We start from the raw sequence: 18,137 nt of genomic DNA on the forward strand, positions 1-18,137 counted from the left end.
AGGGTAAAGACTTTCCGAACGATGTTCGGTTATTGAGGGTGCGTGTAAGGTGAAGCCAGAAGCAGGGCGCTGCTGACTGCGGCGCCTCACGGTGTGGGGGTGCATCGGTGGGCCGACCGACCAAGCCGATTCTCAGCCGCGGGCGCATCTGCGCCACGGCGCTGACGATCGTGGACCGGGACGGGCTCACCGAACTGTCGATGCGCAGGCTCGCACGGGAACTCGGGGTTCAGGTCTCCTCGCTCTACGAGCACGTCAAGACCAAGGACGATGTCCTCCACGAAGTCGCCAACACCATCATGGAGGACGTGGACGTCTCCGGCTTCGAGACCGGCGACTGGCGACACGGTGTGGCCTCCTGGGCCCGGTCCTACCGCGCCGCGCTGGCTGCCCATCCCCAGATCGTCCCGTTCCTGGCCTACGGCCCCGCCCGCCGTGAAGCCTCCCTACGGCGCGCCGACGCCATTCATGGCGGCCTCGTGGGCGCCGGCTGGCCGCCGCGCTATGCCACATTGATCGGTGCCTCGACCAAGTACCTGGTGGTCGGGTCCGCGATGAGTTCGTTCGCCGGGGGGTTCGAGGACGACATCCAGGTCTACGTCGAGCGCTATCCGCACCTCGCGGGGGCCCACCGCCTGCGCGGCCGCGCAGGCGTGATCGACCGGGACAGCTTCGAACTCGCCCTGGAGATGTTCCTCGACGGCCTCACCGCTCTGCACGCCCGCGTCACTGCACCACAGAAGCCGGCCGGTTCCTGATCGCCGCGCGGAACGCGGCAGCGGACCTCGGGCGGACGCGGAGCGTGACTCGCCGACGACGTCTTGTCCTGCACGCTGGGCACCTCTAAGCTCCCGAACCGAACGTCGTTCGGCATTGTCGGTGCCGCGCGGCGTGTCCTTCGCTTGTTCGCCTGGTTTCACGGCGGCCGCCCGTGAGCCTGAGGATCGTGGTCGACATCCCTCGCTGATCGAGGAGATCAGGACCCACAAGGGCTGAGCACGTCACTGCGTCACGGCTCGGACACCGAGTCGTGCCCTGGCAGACACCGACCCGGTCGACTGCCCTTGCGGTGACGCCTCGCCCTCGCCGCGGCATGCAGCCAAGAGGAGTTGATGTCGTCATGACCAGTCCCTTTGAGCCGTTCCAACGACCACCGTCGTACGTCCGTAGCCCCTACGCGCACACCCCCAACGCGGAGCCGGACGTCCCGACGGACGTCGAACGGTTGCACACGGAGCGCCGTTCCAGGGTCTTTCCCGTTGTCGCTGCCGTGGTCGGCTTCTATCTGCTCAACGCCCTTCTGGCCAACGTGGCCGGCGAACTGATGGCTGTGAGGCTGGTCGGCCACCTGAACATCGGGCTCGCCCTCGCGCTCCTGCAATGCGCCACCACGCTCGTGGTGTGCCGCTGGTACGCGCGTTACGCCCGCACCACCCTGGATCCGCTGGCCGAGAGGGTGCGGGCAGGGCTCGCACCGAGGGGGAGCCGTCGGTGAGCGCCTCTCAGTTTTCCACCCAGATCGCGCACAACGGAACAACCCTGATCGTCTTTGCGGTCTTCGTCGTCTGCGTCATCCTCATCGCCTTGTGGGGTGCGGCGGACAGCGACACCCCCCGCCGCTTCTTCGTCAGCGGCCGCGAACTGCCCTCCGCGCGCAACGGAATCGCCCTGTTCGGCGACTTCATCTCCGCGGCGACGCTTCTCGGCACTCCGGGGCTCATCGCGCTGGCCGGTTTCGACGGCATCCCGTATCTGGTGGGGCCCGTCGTGGTCTGGGCCGTCATTCTGCTGGTGATCGCGGAGCCGTTCCACAACACCGGCAGTTATACGGTGGGCGCCGCGCTGGCGCGCCGGCTGCGGCCGCGGCCCGTCCATCTGGCCATGGGCCTCGCCACGCTGGTGATCTCGCTGTTCTACCTCACCGCCCAACTTGTGGGTGCCGGTGCGCTCGCGGCACCTCTGCTGGGCATATCCGGCGAGGCGGCCCAGAACTGCCTGATGGTCTTCCTCGGCGTCCTGATGATCATCTATGTGGCCATCAGCGGTATGCACGGCGCGACGCTCGTACAACTGCTCAAGGCGGCCGTCCTCCTGGTCGCGAGCATCTTCCTGGCGGTGCTGGTGCTGGCGAAGTTCGATTGGAACCCGAGTGACCTGCTGGGAACCGCGGCCCGCCGCAGCGGCGTTGGGGAGAACTTCCTCGCCCCCGGCGCCCGCGCCCAGGGGACCGGCATGGAAACGCTGGACAGACTGAGCCTCCAGCTCGGAGCCCTGTTCGGAGCCGCTGGACTCCCGCACATCCTGATGCGTATGTGTGTGGTGCCCTCCGCGCGCGCTGCCCGGCGTTCGGTGCAGTGGACGGCGGTTCTGACGTGCGTGTTCTGCGTGACCGCGGGGGTTTTGGGATTCGGCGCCGCGGCGGTGCTCGGCCCGGAGACCATCCTCGCCGGGAGCCCCTCGGGGAACACGGCCACCCTGCTGCTCGCCCACTCCCTGGGCGGGTCGTGGATGCTCACCGTCATGGCTTGCGTGGCGTTCGCCACGATCCTGGCCGTGGTGGCGGGCATCGCCCTCGCCGCCGCGACGTCCGTGGCGCACGACATCTACGGTGCGGTGCTCAAGCGGGGACGCGCGACCGAGGAGAAGGAACTGCTGGTCGCCCGCTGGGCGGTCGTGCTGATCGGTTGTGCGGCGGTGGGCCTGTCCCTGCTCGCCGAGCGCCTCAATGTCTCCTTCGCCGCCGGGCTGGCTTTCTGCATCGCGGCTTCGGCGATTCTTCCCGCGCTGCTGTACGGCCTGTACTGGCGGGGCTTCACCACCACTGGGGCGCTGTGGAGCATCTACGGCGGACTGGTCTCCTCGGTGGTCCTGGCCGTGCTGTCCCCGGCGGTTTCGGGAGGTCCGACCGCGCTGTTCCCGGACATGGACTTCAGCCTGTTCCCGTTGCAGTACCCGACCATCGTCTCTGCCCCCCTGGGCCTCCTCCTGGGATGGCTGGGATCGGTGCTGGGGAGTGACAGGCCGGACCCAGCCACGCACTCCGCGCTCGAGTTGCGCACGCTCGCGGGCGCGGACGACACCTCCGCCTAGTACTCCAGCTCCCAGGTCAGGACCCTTCTCTGGTGGCCTGGAAGAGGCCGAGCCATATCGGGAGGTACAACACCAGCAGGCTCTTCGTCTGATGGCGGCACAGGGGCCGCACCTCGGTTGAGAAGCGGGAACGACTGGTGGTGGCGTGGATGCCGAGGAGTGCCTGGCCGTGGTTGGACCACCCGTTGGGGTAGCTGGTCAGGAACTGTCCAACTGGTCGGCCAGGGGCGGGGCGAGGCCGTTGACCTGCGACTCCTTTCGCGAGAGAAACGACAAGCTACCCAGGTCGCAGGAGTCTCGTCCTTGGCTCAATGCCTCCTGCCGCAGGGTTGATTCACCCGCGTCTTTGCCCGCGTCCGGCCGCGCGTTCCGGCGGGTCGGCACGGCCCGGCGGCGGTGGACGTCCCGCGCCCGGTGGGGCCTTCGCGGCAGTGGTCATACGGCGGGCAGGCGTCGCCGGGCCTGTCCGCCGCATGACCGGCGGGAGCAGACGTCACGCGGAGGGGGGTGGGCCCGCTGCGCTGCGGGGCAGGGCCGGGATCAGGATCGCGGCGACGGCCAGATGCATCAGTGCCAGCCAGATGCGGGTTGCCGTCGCCAGCTCCAGGGTCAGGAGCGGAGTGAACGAGACCAGCAAGGTGACGGAGGCAATGACCGTCCAGATGGCATGGGGGCGAGCTGTGTGCCGCTCGAGGATCACCAGCAGAAGCCAGCCGGCGAGGGAGGCGGCCAGGGACATCACGAGCACGTACGGAGCGGTGATTTCGGAGGCCTTTTGGTCGCCGCTCTGCGGCACGAGCAGTTCATGACCGACGATTGGGACGGCCACCACCCATACCAGGAGGGCGGCGGCGGCGGCGATCAGCACCGTCAGGGCGCGGTAGCGGTGGCGCGTCGCCGGGCGGGCGGTGTTCGCGGTGGTGGACGTCATAGGTACTCCACAGAGGTGTCGGGGGATGGGACATCGTGCGTGTGCGGCTGGTGCTGCGGCCTGGGCGCGGGCGGCGCGTCGGCGCGTTCCGGGGTTCCGAAAGGCGCGGTCACGCCTGCCCGGATCGAGCACGGGCGGGGGACAGGCCGAGTCGGTCGAGACCGCGGGATCCTGGCTGTTCCGCGGCTGCGCGGTTGCGTGGGGGTGGGCATCTGCCGGTCACGGCCGCACGCGCTCCGGACGGATACCCATGCCGATCCCGTACGCCATCAGGTGACGCACGGCGGGCACGGACCTGGCCAACCGGGCCACCGCCGGCGGCTTCTTCCGCTTCTGCGGCCTCCCGGCCTTCTTGGGATACAGATCCGCCAGAATGCGCACCTGGGCGGCCTGGATGAGGCGGGTGGGCAGCTGCCGCCTGCGCTGGACTCGCCGCAGGTCCGCAGGAGTGGGGGTCAGTCCGGCAACGAGCATCGGACCGAGAAGGTTCGAGGTCGCCACGGCGTCCTGGATGGCCAGGTTGATGCCCACACCGCCGGCCGGGGACATGGTGTGCGCCGCGTCGCCGATGCACAGCAGCCCGTTGCGGTACCAGCAGGGCAGCCGGTCGACGCTGACGCTGAGCAGGCTGACATGGTCCCAGTCGCGGATCTCGGAATGCAGCCGCTCGGTGAACTCGGGCAGGACGCCGGAGATGTTGCGACGCATGCTCTCAAGGCCCTCTTCGCGGACGACCTCGTAGTCCGCCTTCGGGATGACGTACCCCATCTGCCAGTACTCGCCCCGGTCGATGCAGCCCAGAGCGAAGCCTGGTCCTTCGCGGAAGAACGCCAGGTTCTCGTCGGGCAGCCGCGACAGCCGGAACCACAGCACGTCCATGGGCGCGGAGTAGGCGACCGGTTCCAGAGAGGCAGCGGCCCGGACGGTGGAGCGGCGTCCATCGGCGGCCACGACCAGGCGCGCCCGTGCTTCCATGGAGCCCTGTGCCGTCATGGCTCTGACGCCGACCGTCTGCCCTTCCTCGGTGATGAGCCCGGTGACCTCGGCATGCTTCATCAGGCGGAAGCCGGGGAAGACCGATCCTGCCTCGGCGAGGAAGCTCAGGAAGTCCCACTGCGGCATGAAGGCGATGTACGGGAAGGGGACCCGCAGCTTGCTGAAGTCGGCGAAGGTGATCTCCTCACCTTCCACTTCCATGGTGACCTGGGAAAGCCGACGGTGGGGGAGCTTGAGGAACTGCTCGAGTATCCCCAGGTCCTGCATGATCGTCATCGTGGCGGGATGAACGGTGTCACCACGGAAGTCGCGGAGGAAATCCCCGTGTTTCTCCAGGACCATCACATCCAGGCCCTGCCGGGCCAGTAGGTATCCGAGCATCACCCCTGCGGGTCCGCCCCCGGCTATGCAGCAGTCTGCGAACTCGGTTTTCATGGGAGTTCTCCTGTCGAATCGCCCCTGCCGATGACGTGGGCGGCAGTCAGTCGGGATCGGAACAGCGTTGCTCTGACGGTGGTTTCACGGGTAGTTCGGTCATCAGCAGCTCGACCACCGTCTTCGGCTCCACGCCGGTGCGCGTCAGCTGGCCGATGACGACGGACGCCAGCACCATCTGCGCCGCCGAGCGCGTGTCGTGCGGACGGAGTTCGCCGGCGGCGACCCGCTCGTGCAGGTATCCGGCCAGCAGCCCCTGACCCTCCTCGACGAAGGCCCGCAGAGCTCCCCCCACCTCCGGGTGGCGACTCGCGCTGAAGAACAGGCTCATCAACGGGGCGTTCTCACTGAGCAGCGTCTGGAACTGGGTGACGAGGTCGGTCAGCACCTGCCGCGCATTGCGGTCCCCCGCCTCGCCGAGCAGCTGCCGCAGCCGGGGCAGGAATCCCCTCTCCTCCACGATCGCGACGACCAGCATCTCCTTGCTGTCGAAGTAGTGGTAGAGGAGGCCGGGCGCCACTCCAGCGGCGGCGGCCACGTCCTTGACGGTCGCCCGGTCCAGCCCCTTGTCCGCAAAAACCTTCAGGGCGGCGTCCATGAGTTCCTCGCGGCGCTGATGGGCCTGTTCGCGGCGGCCACCGGACAAGGAATTGACTGAGCGTTCATTCAACACGCTCCTGAAGGTACTCCTCCCCTGACTCCCCGTCCACGCCGTCGTCCCGGCGTGCGGAGGTGAGGGGGTTCGAGGAAGTGCACTCTGTGCGCCCCCGAGATGCTCCAACTCGGCCGCCTGCAATGGGGATTCGTGACACTTCGGCGATGAGCGCTTCGAGCTCCCGGGCCGCCGCACGGCCGTGCACGCGGTCGACCCTTGCGGCCAGGTCTGCCGCTGTGAACTCGTACTCCTCGGCGCCGGCCGACTCCAGCACCACCGCGGCGAGAGCGCATCCCAGTTGGGCCGCTCGCTCGGGCGTACACCCCCAGGAAAGGCCGGCCAGGAATCCGGCCCGGAACGCGTCGCCCAGTCCCGTGGGATCCACCGCCCGGCCCGGCGGCACGGCAGCCACCCGCACGGGTGCTTCGTGCGCGCGGGCGATGGCCGCGCCGTCGGCTCCCAGCGTGGTCACCCATGTCTCCACCAGTCTCAGTACCTGACGTTCCGTCAGTCCAGTCCGCTCCATCAGCAGGGCCGCCTCGTACTCGTTGGTGAACAGCAGGCGCGCCCCCTCCAGCAGGCACCGGATCTCCCCACTCTCCAGGCACGCCAACTGCTGCGAGGGATCGGCCGCGAATGCGATGCCCAGGTCATGGCACTCGCTGGTGTGCCGCAGCATCGCCTGCGGGTCGTTGGGGGCGATCACCACCAGGTCGAGGCCGCCCACCCGTCGGATCACCGGAGCCAGGGCGATCTCCCGCGCCTCGGCCATCGCCCCGGCGTAGAAGGTGGCGATCTGGTTCTGCTCGGCGTCGGAAGTGCAGACGAACCGAGCAGTGTGGCGCGTGCGGCTGACCAGCACCGACTCGGTGTCCACTCCGGCCGCGTGCAGCCATTCCCGGTGGTCGGCGAAGTCCGTCCCGGCTGCGCCGACCAGGACCGGCCGCTGCCCCAGCTTCCCCAGCCCGAAGGTGATGTTGGCGGCCGCACCTCCACGGCGTATCTCAAGGTGGTCGGCGAGGAAGGACAGCGACACTCGGTCGAGCTTGCTGTTGATCAACTGGTCGGCGAAGCGCCCCCGGAAGACCATCAGATGATCGGTGGCGATCGAGCCGGTCACCGCGATACGCACGAAACTTCCTCCTCAATCCTGGTGTCGGCGGGGAGACCGAGGCGGCACAGGCCACCCAGGTCCGGCGGGCTGCCGTGGCGCCGCCGCGCACGGGCACCAAGCCGCTCATGGGAATCACGCACGGGAGTCCATCAGCGCAGCAGCGAGGTCCAAGGCCGCCAGGCCGGGAAGGCGGCAGCCCTCCAGGCTCCTGTCCAGCCGTGACCCGTGTGCCCTCGCGCCCACTGCGCCGGCTGCTCGCGCCCGACTGCCGCTGCGCTCGCAGAGCGCGCCACAGCCGTCAGCAGGCATGCGGTCAGCGCAGCCACCTCCTCGGGGCGAAGGTCACCGCCGCGAAGGATCCGGATCACGCCGGGTGCGGCCTCGCCGGCGGTCACAGAGGCTGGTTTCCGTGCTTGCGGCTGGGTAGCGCGGCGTATTTCGTCCGCAGCATGGACAGCGCCCCGATCAACCGGGACCGCGTCTCGGCGGGATCGATGACGTCGTCGACCAGGCCGCGCTCCGCGGCGTAGTACGGGTGCATGAGCTCCTCCCGGTACTCCTTGATGCGCTGGGCGCGTACGGCCTCAGGGTCGTCGGCGGCGGCGATCTCGCGCCGGTAGACCACGTTCGCCGCGCCCTCGGCGCCCATGACCGCGATCTCGTTGATGGGCCAGGCCAAGGACAGGTCGGCTCCGATGGAGCGCGAATCCATGACGATGTAGGCGCCGCCGTAGGCCTTCCGCAGGATCAGCTGGACACGCGGCACGGTGGCGTTGCAGTAGGAGAACAGCAGCTTGGCGCCGTGCCGGATGATCCCCCCGTGCTCCTGGTCCACGCCTGGCAGGAAACCGGGCACGTCCACCAGGGTCACCAGGGGGATGTTGAAGGCGTCGCACAGCTGGACGAACCGCGCAGCCTTCTCCGAAGCGCTGATGTCCAGCACCCCGGCCATGTGAGCGGGCTGGTTGGCGACGATGCCGACGACGTGTCCGCCCATCCGCGCCAGTGCGCACACGATGTTCGGTGCCCAGCGCTCGTGCACCGGGAGGAACTCCCCGTCATCGACGATCTCCTCGATCACCTGCGCCATGTCGTAGGAGCGTTGGGGATCCGCCGGCACGAGGTCCACCAGCGCCTCGGTACGGCGCGCGACGGGATCGTCCGCCGCCGCCGCCGGGGCCTGCTCACGGTTGTTGGAGGGCATCAGGGACAACAGGAAACGGACGTCGGCCAGGCACGCGTGCTCGTCGTCGTAGGTGAACGCCGCGACCCCGGAGGCCGAGGCATGCGCGTCCGCCCCGCCGAGCCCCTCGTGGCTGATCTTCTCACCGGTGACCGCCTGTATCACGTCAGGTCCGGTCAGGAAGAGCTGCGAGGTGCCCTGCACCATGAACACGAAGTCGGTGAGCGCCGGGGAGTACGCGGCCCCACCCGCGCAAGGCCCCATGATCACGCTGATCTGCGGGATCACCCCGGAATTGCGGACGTTGCGCCGGAAGATCCCGCCATAGCCGGCCAGCGCGGTGACGCCCTCCTGGATGCGCGCCCCGGCCCCGTCGCACAGGCCGACGATCGGAGCCCCGGCGGCCTCGGCCATGTCCATGATCTTGTGGATCTTCTCGGCGTGCGCCTCGCCCAGCGCGCCCCCGAAGATCCGGAAGTCATGGGCGTACACGAAGACGGTCCGGCCGTCGACCAGGCCCCAGCCCGTCACCACGCCGTCGGTGTGCGGCCTGCGGTCCTCCAGGCCGAAGCCCGTGGCCCGGTGCCGGCGCAGCGCCTCCACCTCGGTGAAGGTGTCCTGGTCGAAGAGCAGTCCGATGCGCTCACGGGCCGTCAGCTTTCCCTTGGCGTACTGGGCTTCGGTGGCCCGCGGATCCGGGCCGCACTCCACGTGCTGCCTCAGCCTGGCCAGCTCCGCGACCCGCTGCCGGGTCTGAGGGCCGTGTGCGGCGGCCTCCTCCCGGCGCTTGCGCGCGGCCCGCGAGGGGCCGATGGCCTCCACCGTGAGCAGGTGTTCGGTCACCCCTGTGCCGCCGACGATGCTCATGGACGCCTCCACCCCACACGCTCCGGATGAGCGGCCTCACCGCGCACGGGGGTGGCCGGGTGCGCGGCCACGGCCGTCCGCAGGGCGTCCACCCGGTCGGTGCGCTCCCAGGTGAACTCCGGCAGAGTGCGCCCGAAGTGGCCGTACGCTGCGGTCTCGGCGTAGATGGGCCGCAGCAGGTCCAGGTCGCGGATGATGGCGGCGGGGCGCAGGTCGAAGACCTCGGTCACAGCGCTCTGAATCCGGGTGACTGGCACGGTTTCGGTCCCGAAGGTCTCCACGAACAGACCCACCGGCCGGGCCGTGCCGATCGCGTAGGCGACCTGGACTTCGCACCGGGTGGCCAGGCCGGCCGCGACGATGTTCTTGGCGACCCAGCGCATCGCGTACGCAGCCGAGCGGTCCACCTTGGACGGATCCTTGCCTGAGAAGGCACCGCCGCCGTGCCGCCCCATACCACCGTATGTGTCGATAATGATCTTCCGGCCGGTCAGACCCGCGTCGCCCATCGGCCCGCCGATCTCGAACCGCCCGGTGGGGTTGACCAGCAGCCGGTAGCCGTCGGTGTCGAGCTTGATGCCGTCCTCGGAGAGCCGGCCCAGCACATGCGTCACGACGAATTCGCGGATGTCGGGCGTGAGCAGCGAGTGAAGGTCGATGTCGCTCGCGTGCTGCGAGGAGACCACCACGGTGTCCAGCCGTACGGCCTTGTCGCCGTCGTACTCGACGGTCACCTGCGTCTTGCCGTCCGGGCGAAGGTACGGCACGGTCCCGTTGCGGCGGACCTCCGACAGACACCGGGAGAGCCGGTGGGCCAGCTCGATCGGCAGGGGCATCAGCTCCGGCGTCTCGTCGCAGGCGTAGCCGAACATCAGGCCCTGGTCGCCGGCGCCCTGCGCGTCCACCTCGTCCCCCGGCTCTCCTGCGGTGGCACCGCCGGCCCGCTGTTCGTACGCCGCGTCGACGCCCTGGGCGATGTCCGGGGACTGTGTGCCGATCGACACCGAGACGCCGCAGGAAGCGCCGTCGAAGCCTTTCTTCGAGGAGTCGTAACCGATCTCGAGGATCGTGTTGCGCACGAGTGTCGCGATGTCGACGTACGCCTTCGTGGTCACTTCGCCGGCCACGTGCACCAGGCCGGTGGTGATCAGCGTCTCCACGGCGACCCGCGAGGCCGGGTCGTCCGTCAGGAGAGCGTCGAGGATCGTGTCGCTGATCCGGTCAGCGATCTTGTCGGGGTGGCCCTCGGTGACGGACTCCGAGGTGAACAGGCGGCGGGGCACGGGAGTTCTCCCATCTGGGGTATGCCACAGGGGTGTTGGAGTGGTAGGAGGGTCGTCGCGGCAGGCAGCGGCAGCCTCGACGGCCGGTTCAGCTCTCACCTCCCCTGATCAGGCGGTCGATCATTTCGACGCTGTCCAGTTCATGGGCGATCCGGGCGAGCGTGGTCACCCGGCGCGCAACTGCTCCGGATGCCAAGGGGACCGCCTGAGCCGTCGGCTGCTGGACCTCGTGGTGTTTGTCGACCTCCTCGGGGCGGAAGACGATCCGCGCCATGCGTTCTGCCGGGATGCGGTACACGACGACTTGGCCCTCTTCGCCCGGATGCGGATCGGCATAGGGGGCGGCCACAGCATCGAAGAACTGCTTGACCGGGGTGTTCTTGGCCGTGGGCCGGTACGTCGCCTCCACCGTGCGTGCGCCGTCCGCCACGAGGGACCGCCCCAGGTGCGCCAGGAACTCGTGCTCGACGCCGCGCCCCAGGACGCGGCAGCTGAGCAGGAAGGTGTCCAGGTTGGCGACCTCGTTCTCGAGCCGAGCGATGCCCACCCCGATCAGACCGTGGTCCCCGAACCGGTCGCGGGCCCGCGCCACCCAGCAGCGCGTGTGCCTGTCGTCGAGCAGGGCCCGCAGCTCGCTCTCGGTGCGCCGCACGGTGGACAGGTTGAACTGGTTCGTACGGTGGGTGAGTTGTGCGGCCCGGGCCAGCTGCGCCGGTACCGCCTCGCTGACGTGCACATCCAGACCGAGACCGTGGATGAAGTCGGCGAACGTGGTCGCCGAGCTGCGAAGCCTGTTGCGGGCGAGACGACTGCGGTAGAACTCGGTTCGCTGCCGGTCCTCCGCGGTGACCTCGGCGGTGGGGAAGGCCCACACCCGGTCCAGGAAGGCGGGGACCTCGGCCGCGTCGGGGGGCAGCAGCAGCGCGAGCACTCCGGGGCAGGCGGCCGCCACTTCGGCCACCTCCACGGGGTTGTCGTCGAGGAAGACGAACGCCTCCAGGGAGAGGGACAGTTCGGCCGCGAGCGCGCGGAGGTTGTCCGCCTTGGAATCCCAGTTGATCCGCCGTGCGGTGAGGTGCTCGGGGCGCAGCACCATGTCCGGCCGTTCCCGGAACACCGCGTCCACATCGGCTTCCTTGTTCTTGCTGCACAGGCAGATCAGCACGCCACGGGCCTGCAGATCCGCCGCCCATTGCTGCACGCTCCGGGCGGCCTGGTCCACGCGTACGCCGTGGGGGCCGTCCTCGCCGCACACCCCCCGCCACAGGGTGTTGTCGCAGTCGAGCACCAGGACCTTGGCGGAGGCGGCCAGCAGGCCGTGCACCCAGCGCATCACCGTGGTGCCCAGGGCTGTCGAGGCAAGAGGCGTGTAAGGGATGTGCGCCAGTTCCTCCCGCCGGGCGTCGTGGTACTGGTCGACGCGGTAGCCGTCGCTCCACTGGTCGCTGCGCACCATGTGCAGGCCGCGGGTGCCGGCGAGCGAGTTGACCAGCCGGTTCTCGAACCGGGCCAGCTCCCTGGCCCGTCGGGGCTGGGCCAGTACGGGTGGAGAGGGCGGGCAGAAACAGACCAGGAGCGGAACCCGGGCCCGGGAGGTATGGGTGACCACGGCCCTGCCGAACTCGTCGACGGTGCGTTCACCGTCCTCGCCGACCGGCCAGTCCTCCAGCCGGAGCAGGACGACGTTGCAGCCGTGCTGGTTGGTGCCGAACTCTCCGACGGGGTCGAGCAGGGCCTGGAAGACCTGTCCGTACGAGGTCAGGACGACGTCCAGACCGAGGGCGAGAGCCGTGTTCCAGTAGGTCAGGACCTCGCGCTGCGCGCTGGCGGTGAAGGTCGCCGCCAGGGCGATGACCCCGCGGTTGTGCCGGTTCTCCGGGCTGGTTGCCGGCTCCGGGGCGGCGGGTGCCGTGGTACGGCCGCGCCGGTCCGGTGGGCAGGGCGCGGTGTCCGCAGCGGCCCGGTCGAGCGCTGTGCCGGGGCGGCGCTCAGCGGCGGTCTTCGCCTCCTCCCCGCTGGGCGCCTCGGCCCGCTCCGTGGCGTGGGGGAACCGGTCGAGCACAGCGACGTGGCCGGGCCGGCTACCGGTGGCCATGCTCTGGACGATCGCGGCGGCCACCGGCTCAACGGGCCGTGCCGAGGCAGTGGAGGTGGGTGTGGCGGCGAAGTCGGTCGCCAGCCGCTCCGGACGGACGGTCAGGAAGGAGACGGCCGGATACTCCTCCGCCGCGGCGTGGGCGAGGCCCTCCACCGCGTGCTTGGCGCTGATGTAGTGCGACCAGCCCACAACAGGCCGGTCGACCACCGCTGAGGAGAGGAGAACCACCTGCCCGGCGGCGGCAGCCAGGTCCGCGGCGCAGGCACTGAAGGGGCCGTGAACGAGTTTCAGGCTGTGTGCCACGTAGTCCGCCGCACGCTCGGTGGCCGCGCTGTCGAGGCCGAGTGGCTGCAGCGGCGGACAGGCGCTCAGCACGAGGAAGTCCAGTCGGCCGCTCTCTCCCACGATGTGCTCGCGGGCTTGGCGGCTCCACGCAGGATCGGCAGCGTCCCCAGCGATCGAATGCACTCGGCCCCCGGCAGGGCCGAGGGCATCCCGCATGGCTCCCACCTCGGGGAAACTGTGCTGGAAGCCGACGTAGACAGTGCAGCCCTGCAGGGCCAGCGCCTGGCTGATCGCAGCTCCCAGACCCCGGCTGCCGCCCACCACGAAGGCGACCCTGCCGGTCAGCCTCTCAGCGGTCGGCGACAGCTGTGTCAGCCACTGCCTGGACGCGGGCCGGGATCGGGCCCGGGCGAACGCGCTGATCGACACCTGCGCACCGGAGACAGCTGTCCGCACGGTTCCCTTCAGGCGGACCAGGCCGAAGCGGGGAACCCTCCTGGTGACCTCCGCGTGAGCGTCGAACTGGGACTGCGGACCGCTCTGCGAGGGCTGACGGGGGGTGAAGTCCACCGTGACCCTGGACAGAAGAGCCGAACGCCCCGGCACCTCCATCCCCGTGAGCCAGCTGGCCCAGGCCAGCACCGCCACGCCCTCCGCATCGATGCCCTTGCCGCGCAGCCCCAGATCGTCGACCAAGGTCCGCAGCCTGGCCCATCGGGGCTCGTATCCGGCGCCGAACGACTCGCCGACCACTATGTCGTCGATGGCCAGGTCCCGTACGGGCCCGTCCTCAGGGAACACGGGTCCCTCCGTCTCCCGGGGCAACGCCGGGGGTGTCCCGGCACGGTGCGGGAGGACGTCTCCCGCTGGCGCGAGGGCGGCGGCGGGGGTGAATGCGGCGCGCACTTCCAGCAAGGGCCTGGAGCCGTCAACGATCCGCACCTCCACGCGGTCTGCAGCGTCCTGCTCGATCACCCTCGTGTACTCCTGGCCGGGGAAGATCGGACCGGGGAAGCGGGCGCTGAGGCGGGCCAGCCGCATCCCGGGCCGGTCCTCCAGTCCCGCCAGTGCGATGAGCAGCCCGAGCACCCCGTGCGCCACGGGGTGGCCGAAGGGGGTGCGGCGTGCGTAGGAGGCGTCGACGTGCAGCGGGCTGGCATCGCCGCTCGCCCGGCGGAAGGCATCGACCAGTTCCGCGGACGCGCTCACCCGACTGGTCCGCCCGTAGCGGGACATGCGCCCCTCCATCCATTCGTCGGTGACTTTCGTCGGTGACTTTCGTCGGTGACTTCGTCCGTGCGACTGCGTCGTCATGGGGCGGCCGGACAGGCGACATGGGGCCGGAGTGCGCCCTCGGTCAACGCCTGGAGCACCAGGGTCCGCTGTGACTGCACGAAGAAGTGGTTTCCCGGGAACATCCGCAAGGTGAAGTCGGCCCGTGTGTGCACGCGCCAGGCGGCCAGGTCCTTCTGGGGCGACTGGTGGTCGTGCCGACCCCCGAACACCGAGATGGGGCAGTCCAACGGCTCGGCGGGGCGGTACCGGTAGGTCTCCAGGAGAGCCATATCGGCGCGCAGGACCGGCAGATACAGGTGTTCCAGCGCGGGATCCTCGCGCAGCGCGTCGGGAACTCCCTGATAGCGGGCGTCCAGGGCCTTGAGGAACTCCGCGGTCGGCAGGGTGTGGACCGGGGGGTGACGCGGCACCACGTGGGGCGCTGGCCGGGCGGCCACGACAAGGTGCGCCGCGTGCAGACCGTGGCGCAGGGCCAGCTCCTTGGCCAGCTCGTAGGCGGTGAAGGCGCCCAGGCTGTGTCCGAAGAGGACGAAGGGCTCGCGCAGTCGCTGCGCGCACGCCGCGGCTGTCTCTCGCACGACGGCGTCGAGGTCGGTCGGCAGCGGTTCGCGCCTGCGTCGGCCTCGTCCCGCCAGGCGGAGCAGCCACACATCCACGGTCTCCGGCAGCCCCGTGGCCCACCCGTGGTAGGCGGCCGGTCCACCGCCCGCGTACGGTGCGCAGACCAGCTGCACGGACACCCGCTCCGGCCGGCGGGGCCGCAGGATCCATCGGCCGAAGTCGGCCGGCTCGGACGCCATGGCTTCAGCCACCTTGCTCTCGGGGGGCCGCCGAGCCCACCACGACGCAGGACAGGGTGCGATTGCGGCGCCGTGCCCGCTCCTCGGTGTATCCGGTCATGGGGAACGCCCAGGTCCGCACCGGCCGGATCCCGCAGTCGGCGACGAAGCCGAAGAACTCCTCGGGGCTGCGCCACAGGTAGATGTGGTCCGGCGCGGGGCTGTTCACGGGCACGTTGAGGAAGATCAGCCCGTCCGGGGCCAGCCGGTCACGCAGGGCGGCGAGCACCAAGGCGGGATCCTCCAGGTGTTCCAGGATCTCGCTGGCCACGACCAGGTCGTATGTGCCGTCGGCACAGCGGTCGGTGACGTCCCGCCGGGCGAGGGAAACCCGGTTACGGCCCAGGCGTTCCAGGCTCGCCCGGGTGAACTCCAGGCTGCCTTCGCTGATGTCCCAACCGGTGAGGTCGCGGACGCCCGCCGCCGCTGCCAGGGCCAGGAACAGCCCGTGGCCGGGGCCGACTTCCAGCAGGTGCTCCCGATGGCCGCGGCAGGCGAGGAACGCGTGCGCGTACGTGTGCAGCACCCGTGCGTGGTTGGTCCACAGGAGTTGCGTCATGAGCAGCCCCTTCATGTAGCGCGTCATATAGCCGCTGTCGGCGTAGATCTCGGCCTCCACCTCGGCGAAGGAGGAGTTGCGATACCTGCCGTACCGCTGGAAGTGCAGGTCTTCCGCGAAGAACGTCTCCCCCAGCCATCGATAGGCATCCACCGCGCCGTCCAGGTCCTGCGCGACCAGCGGCCACACCGTCCTCGCCACCGTCTCGGACCAGTCCAGCGCAGCCGGTTCCTCCTCGGCGAAGCGGGATCGAAGGAATCCGCTGTGCTCCGGCCACCGCTGAAGGACCCGGCCCACGATCTGCCGCAGCAACGGGTAGTGGCCGGCGATGACGTCCTCCGACCGAAGGACCATCCGTCCAGACGCTGTCCTCATCGCTCGATACCGCCCTTCATCAGTCCTCGACCTTGGCCACGGCCCGGCACCAGGCGGCCCCGGCGTCGGCCAGGGCGATGGGGAAGCCGGAGAACCGGAACGGTCCGGCCGGTACGTCGCGAAGGCGGGCGAGCCCCTCGACGGCGATGAACTCGCGCCGCCTTCCGTGCATGTGGGTCGGCCACAGGGCGGAGCCGTCTCCGGTGCGGTGAAAGCGCTCCACCATCTCCGCCGGCCGTGCGTCGAGGCTCCAACAGTCCGTCCCCATCACCTTGACGCCCCGGTCGAGGAGTTCGTCGACGGCTCCGACGTCCACGCCCGTACTGCGGGTGAAGTAGGCGGGGGTGCCGACCCTGAGGTCGGAGTCGGTGCGGAAGAGCACGACCCACCCCGGGCCGGGATCGGCTCCGGTCTCCGCCAGCGCTGCCTTGAGCCCCGCGCGGACCGTCTCGGCCGTGACGGTCCCCCCGCAGTCCCGCACGTCGAGGATCAGGGCCGGACCGGTCAGCCAGTCCAGTGGCACATCGGTGATCTTCTTCGCAGGCCTGCCCTCGCACCGCGGTCCGTAGTGGAACGGTGCATCCACATGGGTGCCCTGGTGGACCGACATCCGGTAGAACTCGTTGGACAGAAAGCACCCCTCGGGCAGATCCCGGCGGCGAATGCGCCGGGATCCGGCGAGCCACCGCCCGTAGTTGGCGATCCTGCGGCCGAGGCCGTCACCAGGCAGCGCACGGGTGTTGCGGGACAGACGGCGCGCGCCGTCCTCGTGCCTCCACTGCGCGAACTCCACGCCCGGTGCGTGCCGATGGACCGGAAGGCTCAGGTCGACGTACATCAGGTTCCTCTCAGGGACGTCGTACGGAACGCGCGGAGGCCGCGTGCGTGCCCGGCCGGATCAGCGTGGGGATCCACCGGGGAGTCCGCAGGCGGTAGGCCTCGTACTCGTGGGGAAAGGCACGGGCGAGGCTGGGCTCTTCGATCTTGACCGCCGCGTGCCGGGCCACCAGGAGCACCACGAGCGCCCAGCCGAGCAGGGCACTGGAGTCGATGAACAGCGACTCACCGGTCAGCGCGGCGAGCATGCCCAGGGCCATGGGGTTGCGGACGCGCCGGTACCAGCCTTCCCGTACGAGGTACTCCGGTGGCTTGTCCCCCAGCGGCGTCGCCTGCCGGAGGTAGACCCGGTCGACCGAGTCGGCCAGCAGCCACAGGCCCAGTGAGGCGATCGGCGTACCCGCTGCCAGGCGGACCTCCACCGGCAGCGGCCACGTGGCGCCTGGGAGCAGCAGGCGCAGTGCCGCGGGGATCAGCCCGGCCACCACGACGGGAATCAGCAGGGGGCCGAGGCGCAGTCGTCTGGCGCTCACGTGCCCTCCCTGGACAACTCGCGCTCCCGTGCCCTCAGACTTTCGATGGTTTCCTTGATCCGCTGCTGGTTCTCCACGGTGTGCGCGTTCATCCGCCGAACCACCTCCTCGAGGGAGATGTCCACGCGCTCGTCGACCTCGAAGTCCTGGGTCCAGACCATCGACGTGCCCTCGGGCACGGCCCGATAGGTCCACTTCAGATGCATGTACCGGAACGGGTAGAGCGGGTCCTCCCGTTCGGCGATCGCGGTCAGCTCCTGGTGGTCCAGCAGACGCCAGGACCGCCAGGCCTGCCCGGCCTCGTTACGCAGCTCGAAGACGACTTTGGTGAAGCGGCCGGCCGGTTCCTCGCTCAGCACCCGGGCTTCGGTGTAGTCGGCGAACAACTCCGGCCAGCGGCTGACATCGTTGGTCAGCGCGAAGACCTTGACCGGGGTCTCTCGGACGAGGACCCCGTTCTCAATGCGCGGCATGGTTCACCTCACCGGCGGAGGAGCCGTCGGCCAGGGCCCGCTCGAGGTGGGCGACCACGTCGCCCAGCGTAAGCAGCCCGTCGAAGTCCGACGGGTCCAGTCGGATGGCGAAGTGGTTCTCCAGCGCCACGATCACCTCCACCAGCTCGGTGGAGTCCACGCCCAGGTCCTCCCGCAACCGGGCGAGGTCCGAAAGGTTGCCCTGGTCGAACTCCAGGTCGCTCATGATTTTCACCACGTCGTCGCGGATGGACATGGGTCCTCCTTCGGGGGGTGCTGCGGTCGGGA

The 18,137-nt window shown here is 69.7% G+C and carries 17 protein-coding genes; 3 read left to right on the top strand and 14 right to left on the bottom strand.

Annotated elements, in window-relative coordinates; translation table 11 throughout:
* Positions 1-107 precede the first annotated feature (107 nt).
* From ACH492_RS05850 to ACH492_RS05860, 3 genes are all read left to right on the top strand, one after another.
* Positions 108-758 (top strand): TetR/AcrR family transcriptional regulator, encoded by a 651-nt coding sequence (locus tag ACH492_RS05850; RefSeq protein WP_398983113.1) that lies wholly within the window; start codon positions 108-110, stop codon positions 756-758.
* 362 nt (positions 759-1,120) lie between these two features.
* Complete coding sequence (locus tag ACH492_RS05855; protein ID WP_398983115.1) at positions 1,121-1,495, top strand: DUF485 domain-containing protein; 375 nt, start codon at positions 1,121-1,123, stop codon at positions 1,493-1,495.
* Positions 1,492-3,090, top strand: a complete 1,599-nt coding sequence (locus tag ACH492_RS05860) for a cation acetate symporter (RefSeq protein WP_398983117.1) — start codon at positions 1,492-1,494, stop codon at positions 3,088-3,090. The genes ACH492_RS05855 and ACH492_RS05860 overlap by 4 nt, the downstream gene beginning before the upstream one ends.
* A gap of 493 nt (positions 3,091-3,583) precedes the next feature.
* Here the strand turns inward: ACH492_RS05860 and ACH492_RS05865 are convergent, their stop codons facing one another.
* From ACH492_RS05865 to ACH492_RS05930, 14 genes are all read right to left on the bottom strand, one after another.
* A complete protein-coding gene (locus ACH492_RS05865; protein WP_398983119.1) occupies positions 3,584-4,021 on the bottom strand; it encodes a DUF6069 family protein in 438 nt (145 codons plus the stop codon).
* 219 nt (positions 4,022-4,240) lie between these two features.
* On the bottom strand, positions 4,241-5,452 hold the full coding sequence (locus ACH492_RS05870) for an FAD-dependent oxidoreductase (RefSeq protein ID WP_398983121.1): 1,212 nt from the start codon (positions 5,450-5,452) through the stop codon (positions 4,241-4,243).
* A 46-nt stretch (positions 5,453-5,498) separates the two neighbouring features.
* On the bottom strand, positions 5,499-6,125 hold the full coding sequence (locus ACH492_RS05875) for a TetR/AcrR family transcriptional regulator (protein ID WP_398983123.1): 627 nt from the start codon (positions 6,123-6,125) through the stop codon (positions 5,499-5,501).
* On the bottom strand, positions 6,115-7,239 hold the full coding sequence (locus tag ACH492_RS05880; RefSeq protein WP_398983125.1) for a carbohydrate kinase family protein: 1,125 nt from the start codon (positions 7,237-7,239) through the stop codon (positions 6,115-6,117). Before ACH492_RS05880 ends, ACH492_RS05875 begins: the two co-directional genes overlap by 11 nt.
* 131 nt (positions 7,240-7,370) lie before the next feature.
* The gene (locus tag ACH492_RS05885) at positions 7,371-7,616 is read right to left on the bottom strand and encodes a hypothetical protein (protein ID WP_398983127.1); all 246 of its coding nucleotides are present in this window, start codon (positions 7,614-7,616) and stop codon (positions 7,371-7,373) included.
* Positions 7,613-9,271 carry an acyl-CoA carboxylase subunit beta gene (locus ACH492_RS05890; protein ID WP_398983129.1) on the bottom strand — a complete coding sequence of 553 codons (1,659 nt, stop codon included), beginning with the start codon at positions 9,269-9,271 and terminating at the stop codon, positions 7,613-7,615. The genes ACH492_RS05885 and ACH492_RS05890 overlap by 4 nt, the downstream gene beginning before the upstream one ends.
* Positions 9,268-10,554: a methionine adenosyltransferase gene (gene metK / locus ACH492_RS05895; protein ID WP_398983131.1), complete on the bottom strand. Its 1,287-nt coding sequence runs from the start codon at positions 10,552-10,554 to the stop codon at positions 9,268-9,270. The genes ACH492_RS05890 and metK overlap by 4 nt, the downstream gene beginning before the upstream one ends.
* Positions 10,555-10,642: 88 nt before the next feature.
* Positions 10,643-14,173, bottom strand: a complete 3,531-nt coding sequence (locus ACH492_RS05900; RefSeq protein ID WP_398983133.1) for an SDR family NAD(P)-dependent oxidoreductase — start codon at positions 14,171-14,173, stop codon at positions 10,643-10,645.
* Positions 14,174-14,247: 74 nt separating this feature from the next.
* Positions 14,248-15,033 carry a thioesterase II family protein gene (locus ACH492_RS05905; protein ID WP_398983135.1) on the bottom strand — a complete coding sequence of 262 codons (786 nt, stop codon included), beginning with the start codon at positions 15,031-15,033 and terminating at the stop codon, positions 14,248-14,250.
* A gap of 4 nt (positions 15,034-15,037) precedes the next feature.
* Complete coding sequence (locus tag ACH492_RS05910; protein WP_398983137.1) at positions 15,038-15,985, bottom strand: class I SAM-dependent methyltransferase; 948 nt, start codon at positions 15,983-15,985, stop codon at positions 15,038-15,040.
* A 40-nt stretch (positions 15,986-16,025) separates the two neighbouring features.
* A complete protein-coding gene (locus ACH492_RS05915) occupies positions 16,026-16,844 on the bottom strand; it encodes a cyclase family protein (protein ID WP_398983139.1) in 819 nt (272 codons plus the stop codon).
* Positions 16,845-16,854: 10 nt separating this feature from the next.
* Positions 16,855-17,376, bottom strand: coding sequence for a methyltransferase family protein (locus tag ACH492_RS05920; RefSeq protein WP_398983141.1), 522 nt, complete (start codon positions 17,374-17,376; stop codon positions 16,855-16,857).
* Positions 17,373-17,849, bottom strand: coding sequence for an SRPBCC family protein (locus tag ACH492_RS05925; RefSeq protein ID WP_398983143.1), 477 nt, complete (start codon positions 17,847-17,849; stop codon positions 17,373-17,375). The genes ACH492_RS05920 and ACH492_RS05925 overlap by 4 nt, the downstream gene beginning before the upstream one ends.
* Positions 17,836-18,105, bottom strand: a complete 270-nt coding sequence (locus ACH492_RS05930; RefSeq protein ID WP_398983145.1) for an acyl carrier protein — start codon at positions 18,103-18,105, stop codon at positions 17,836-17,838. The genes ACH492_RS05925 and ACH492_RS05930 overlap by 14 nt, the downstream gene beginning before the upstream one ends.
* Positions 18,106-18,137 lie beyond the last annotated feature (32 nt).

The sequence above is a fragment of the Streptomyces sp. NPDC019443 genome, assembly GCF_044389785.1.
In the GTDB taxonomy this organism is placed as follows: Bacteria; Actinomycetota; Actinomycetes; order Streptomycetales; family Streptomycetaceae; genus Streptomyces.

Bases quoted from the DNA above. Each gene is read 5' to 3' on its own strand.
- ACH492_RS05855 (WP_398983115.1), top strand. From the start codon at position 1,121: ATGACCAGTCCCTTTGAGCCGTTCCAACGACCACCGTCGTACGTCCGT.
- ACH492_RS05865 (WP_398983119.1), bottom strand. From the start codon at position 4,021: ATGACGTCCACCACCGCGAACACCGCCCGCCCGGCGACGCGCCACCGC.
- ACH492_RS05870 (WP_398983121.1), bottom strand. From the start codon at position 5,452: ATGAAAACCGAGTTCGCAGACTGCTGCATAGCCGGGGGCGGACCCGCA.
- ACH492_RS05890 (WP_398983129.1), bottom strand. From the start codon at position 9,271: ATGAGCATCGTCGGCGGCACAGGGGTGACCGAACACCTGCTCACGGTG.
- ACH492_RS05900 (WP_398983133.1), bottom strand. From the start codon at position 14,173: ATGTCCCGCTACGGGCGGACCAGTCGGGTGAGCGCGTCCGCGGAACTG.
- ACH492_RS05905 (WP_398983135.1), bottom strand. From the start codon at position 15,033: ATGGCGTCCGAGCCGGCCGACTTCGGCCGATGGATCCTGCGGCCCCGC.
- ACH492_RS05910 (WP_398983137.1), bottom strand. From the start codon at position 15,985: ATGGTCCTTCGGTCGGAGGACGTCATCGCCGGCCACTACCCGTTGCTG.
- ACH492_RS05915 (WP_398983139.1), bottom strand. From the start codon at position 16,844: ATGTACGTCGACCTGAGCCTTCCGGTCCATCGGCACGCACCGGGCGTG.
- ACH492_RS05925 (WP_398983143.1), bottom strand. From the start codon at position 17,849: ATGCCGCGCATTGAGAACGGGGTCCTCGTCCGAGAGACCCCGGTCAAG.
- ACH492_RS05930 (WP_398983145.1), bottom strand. From the start codon at position 18,105: ATGTCCATCCGCGACGACGTGGTGAAAATCATGAGCGACCTGGAGTTC.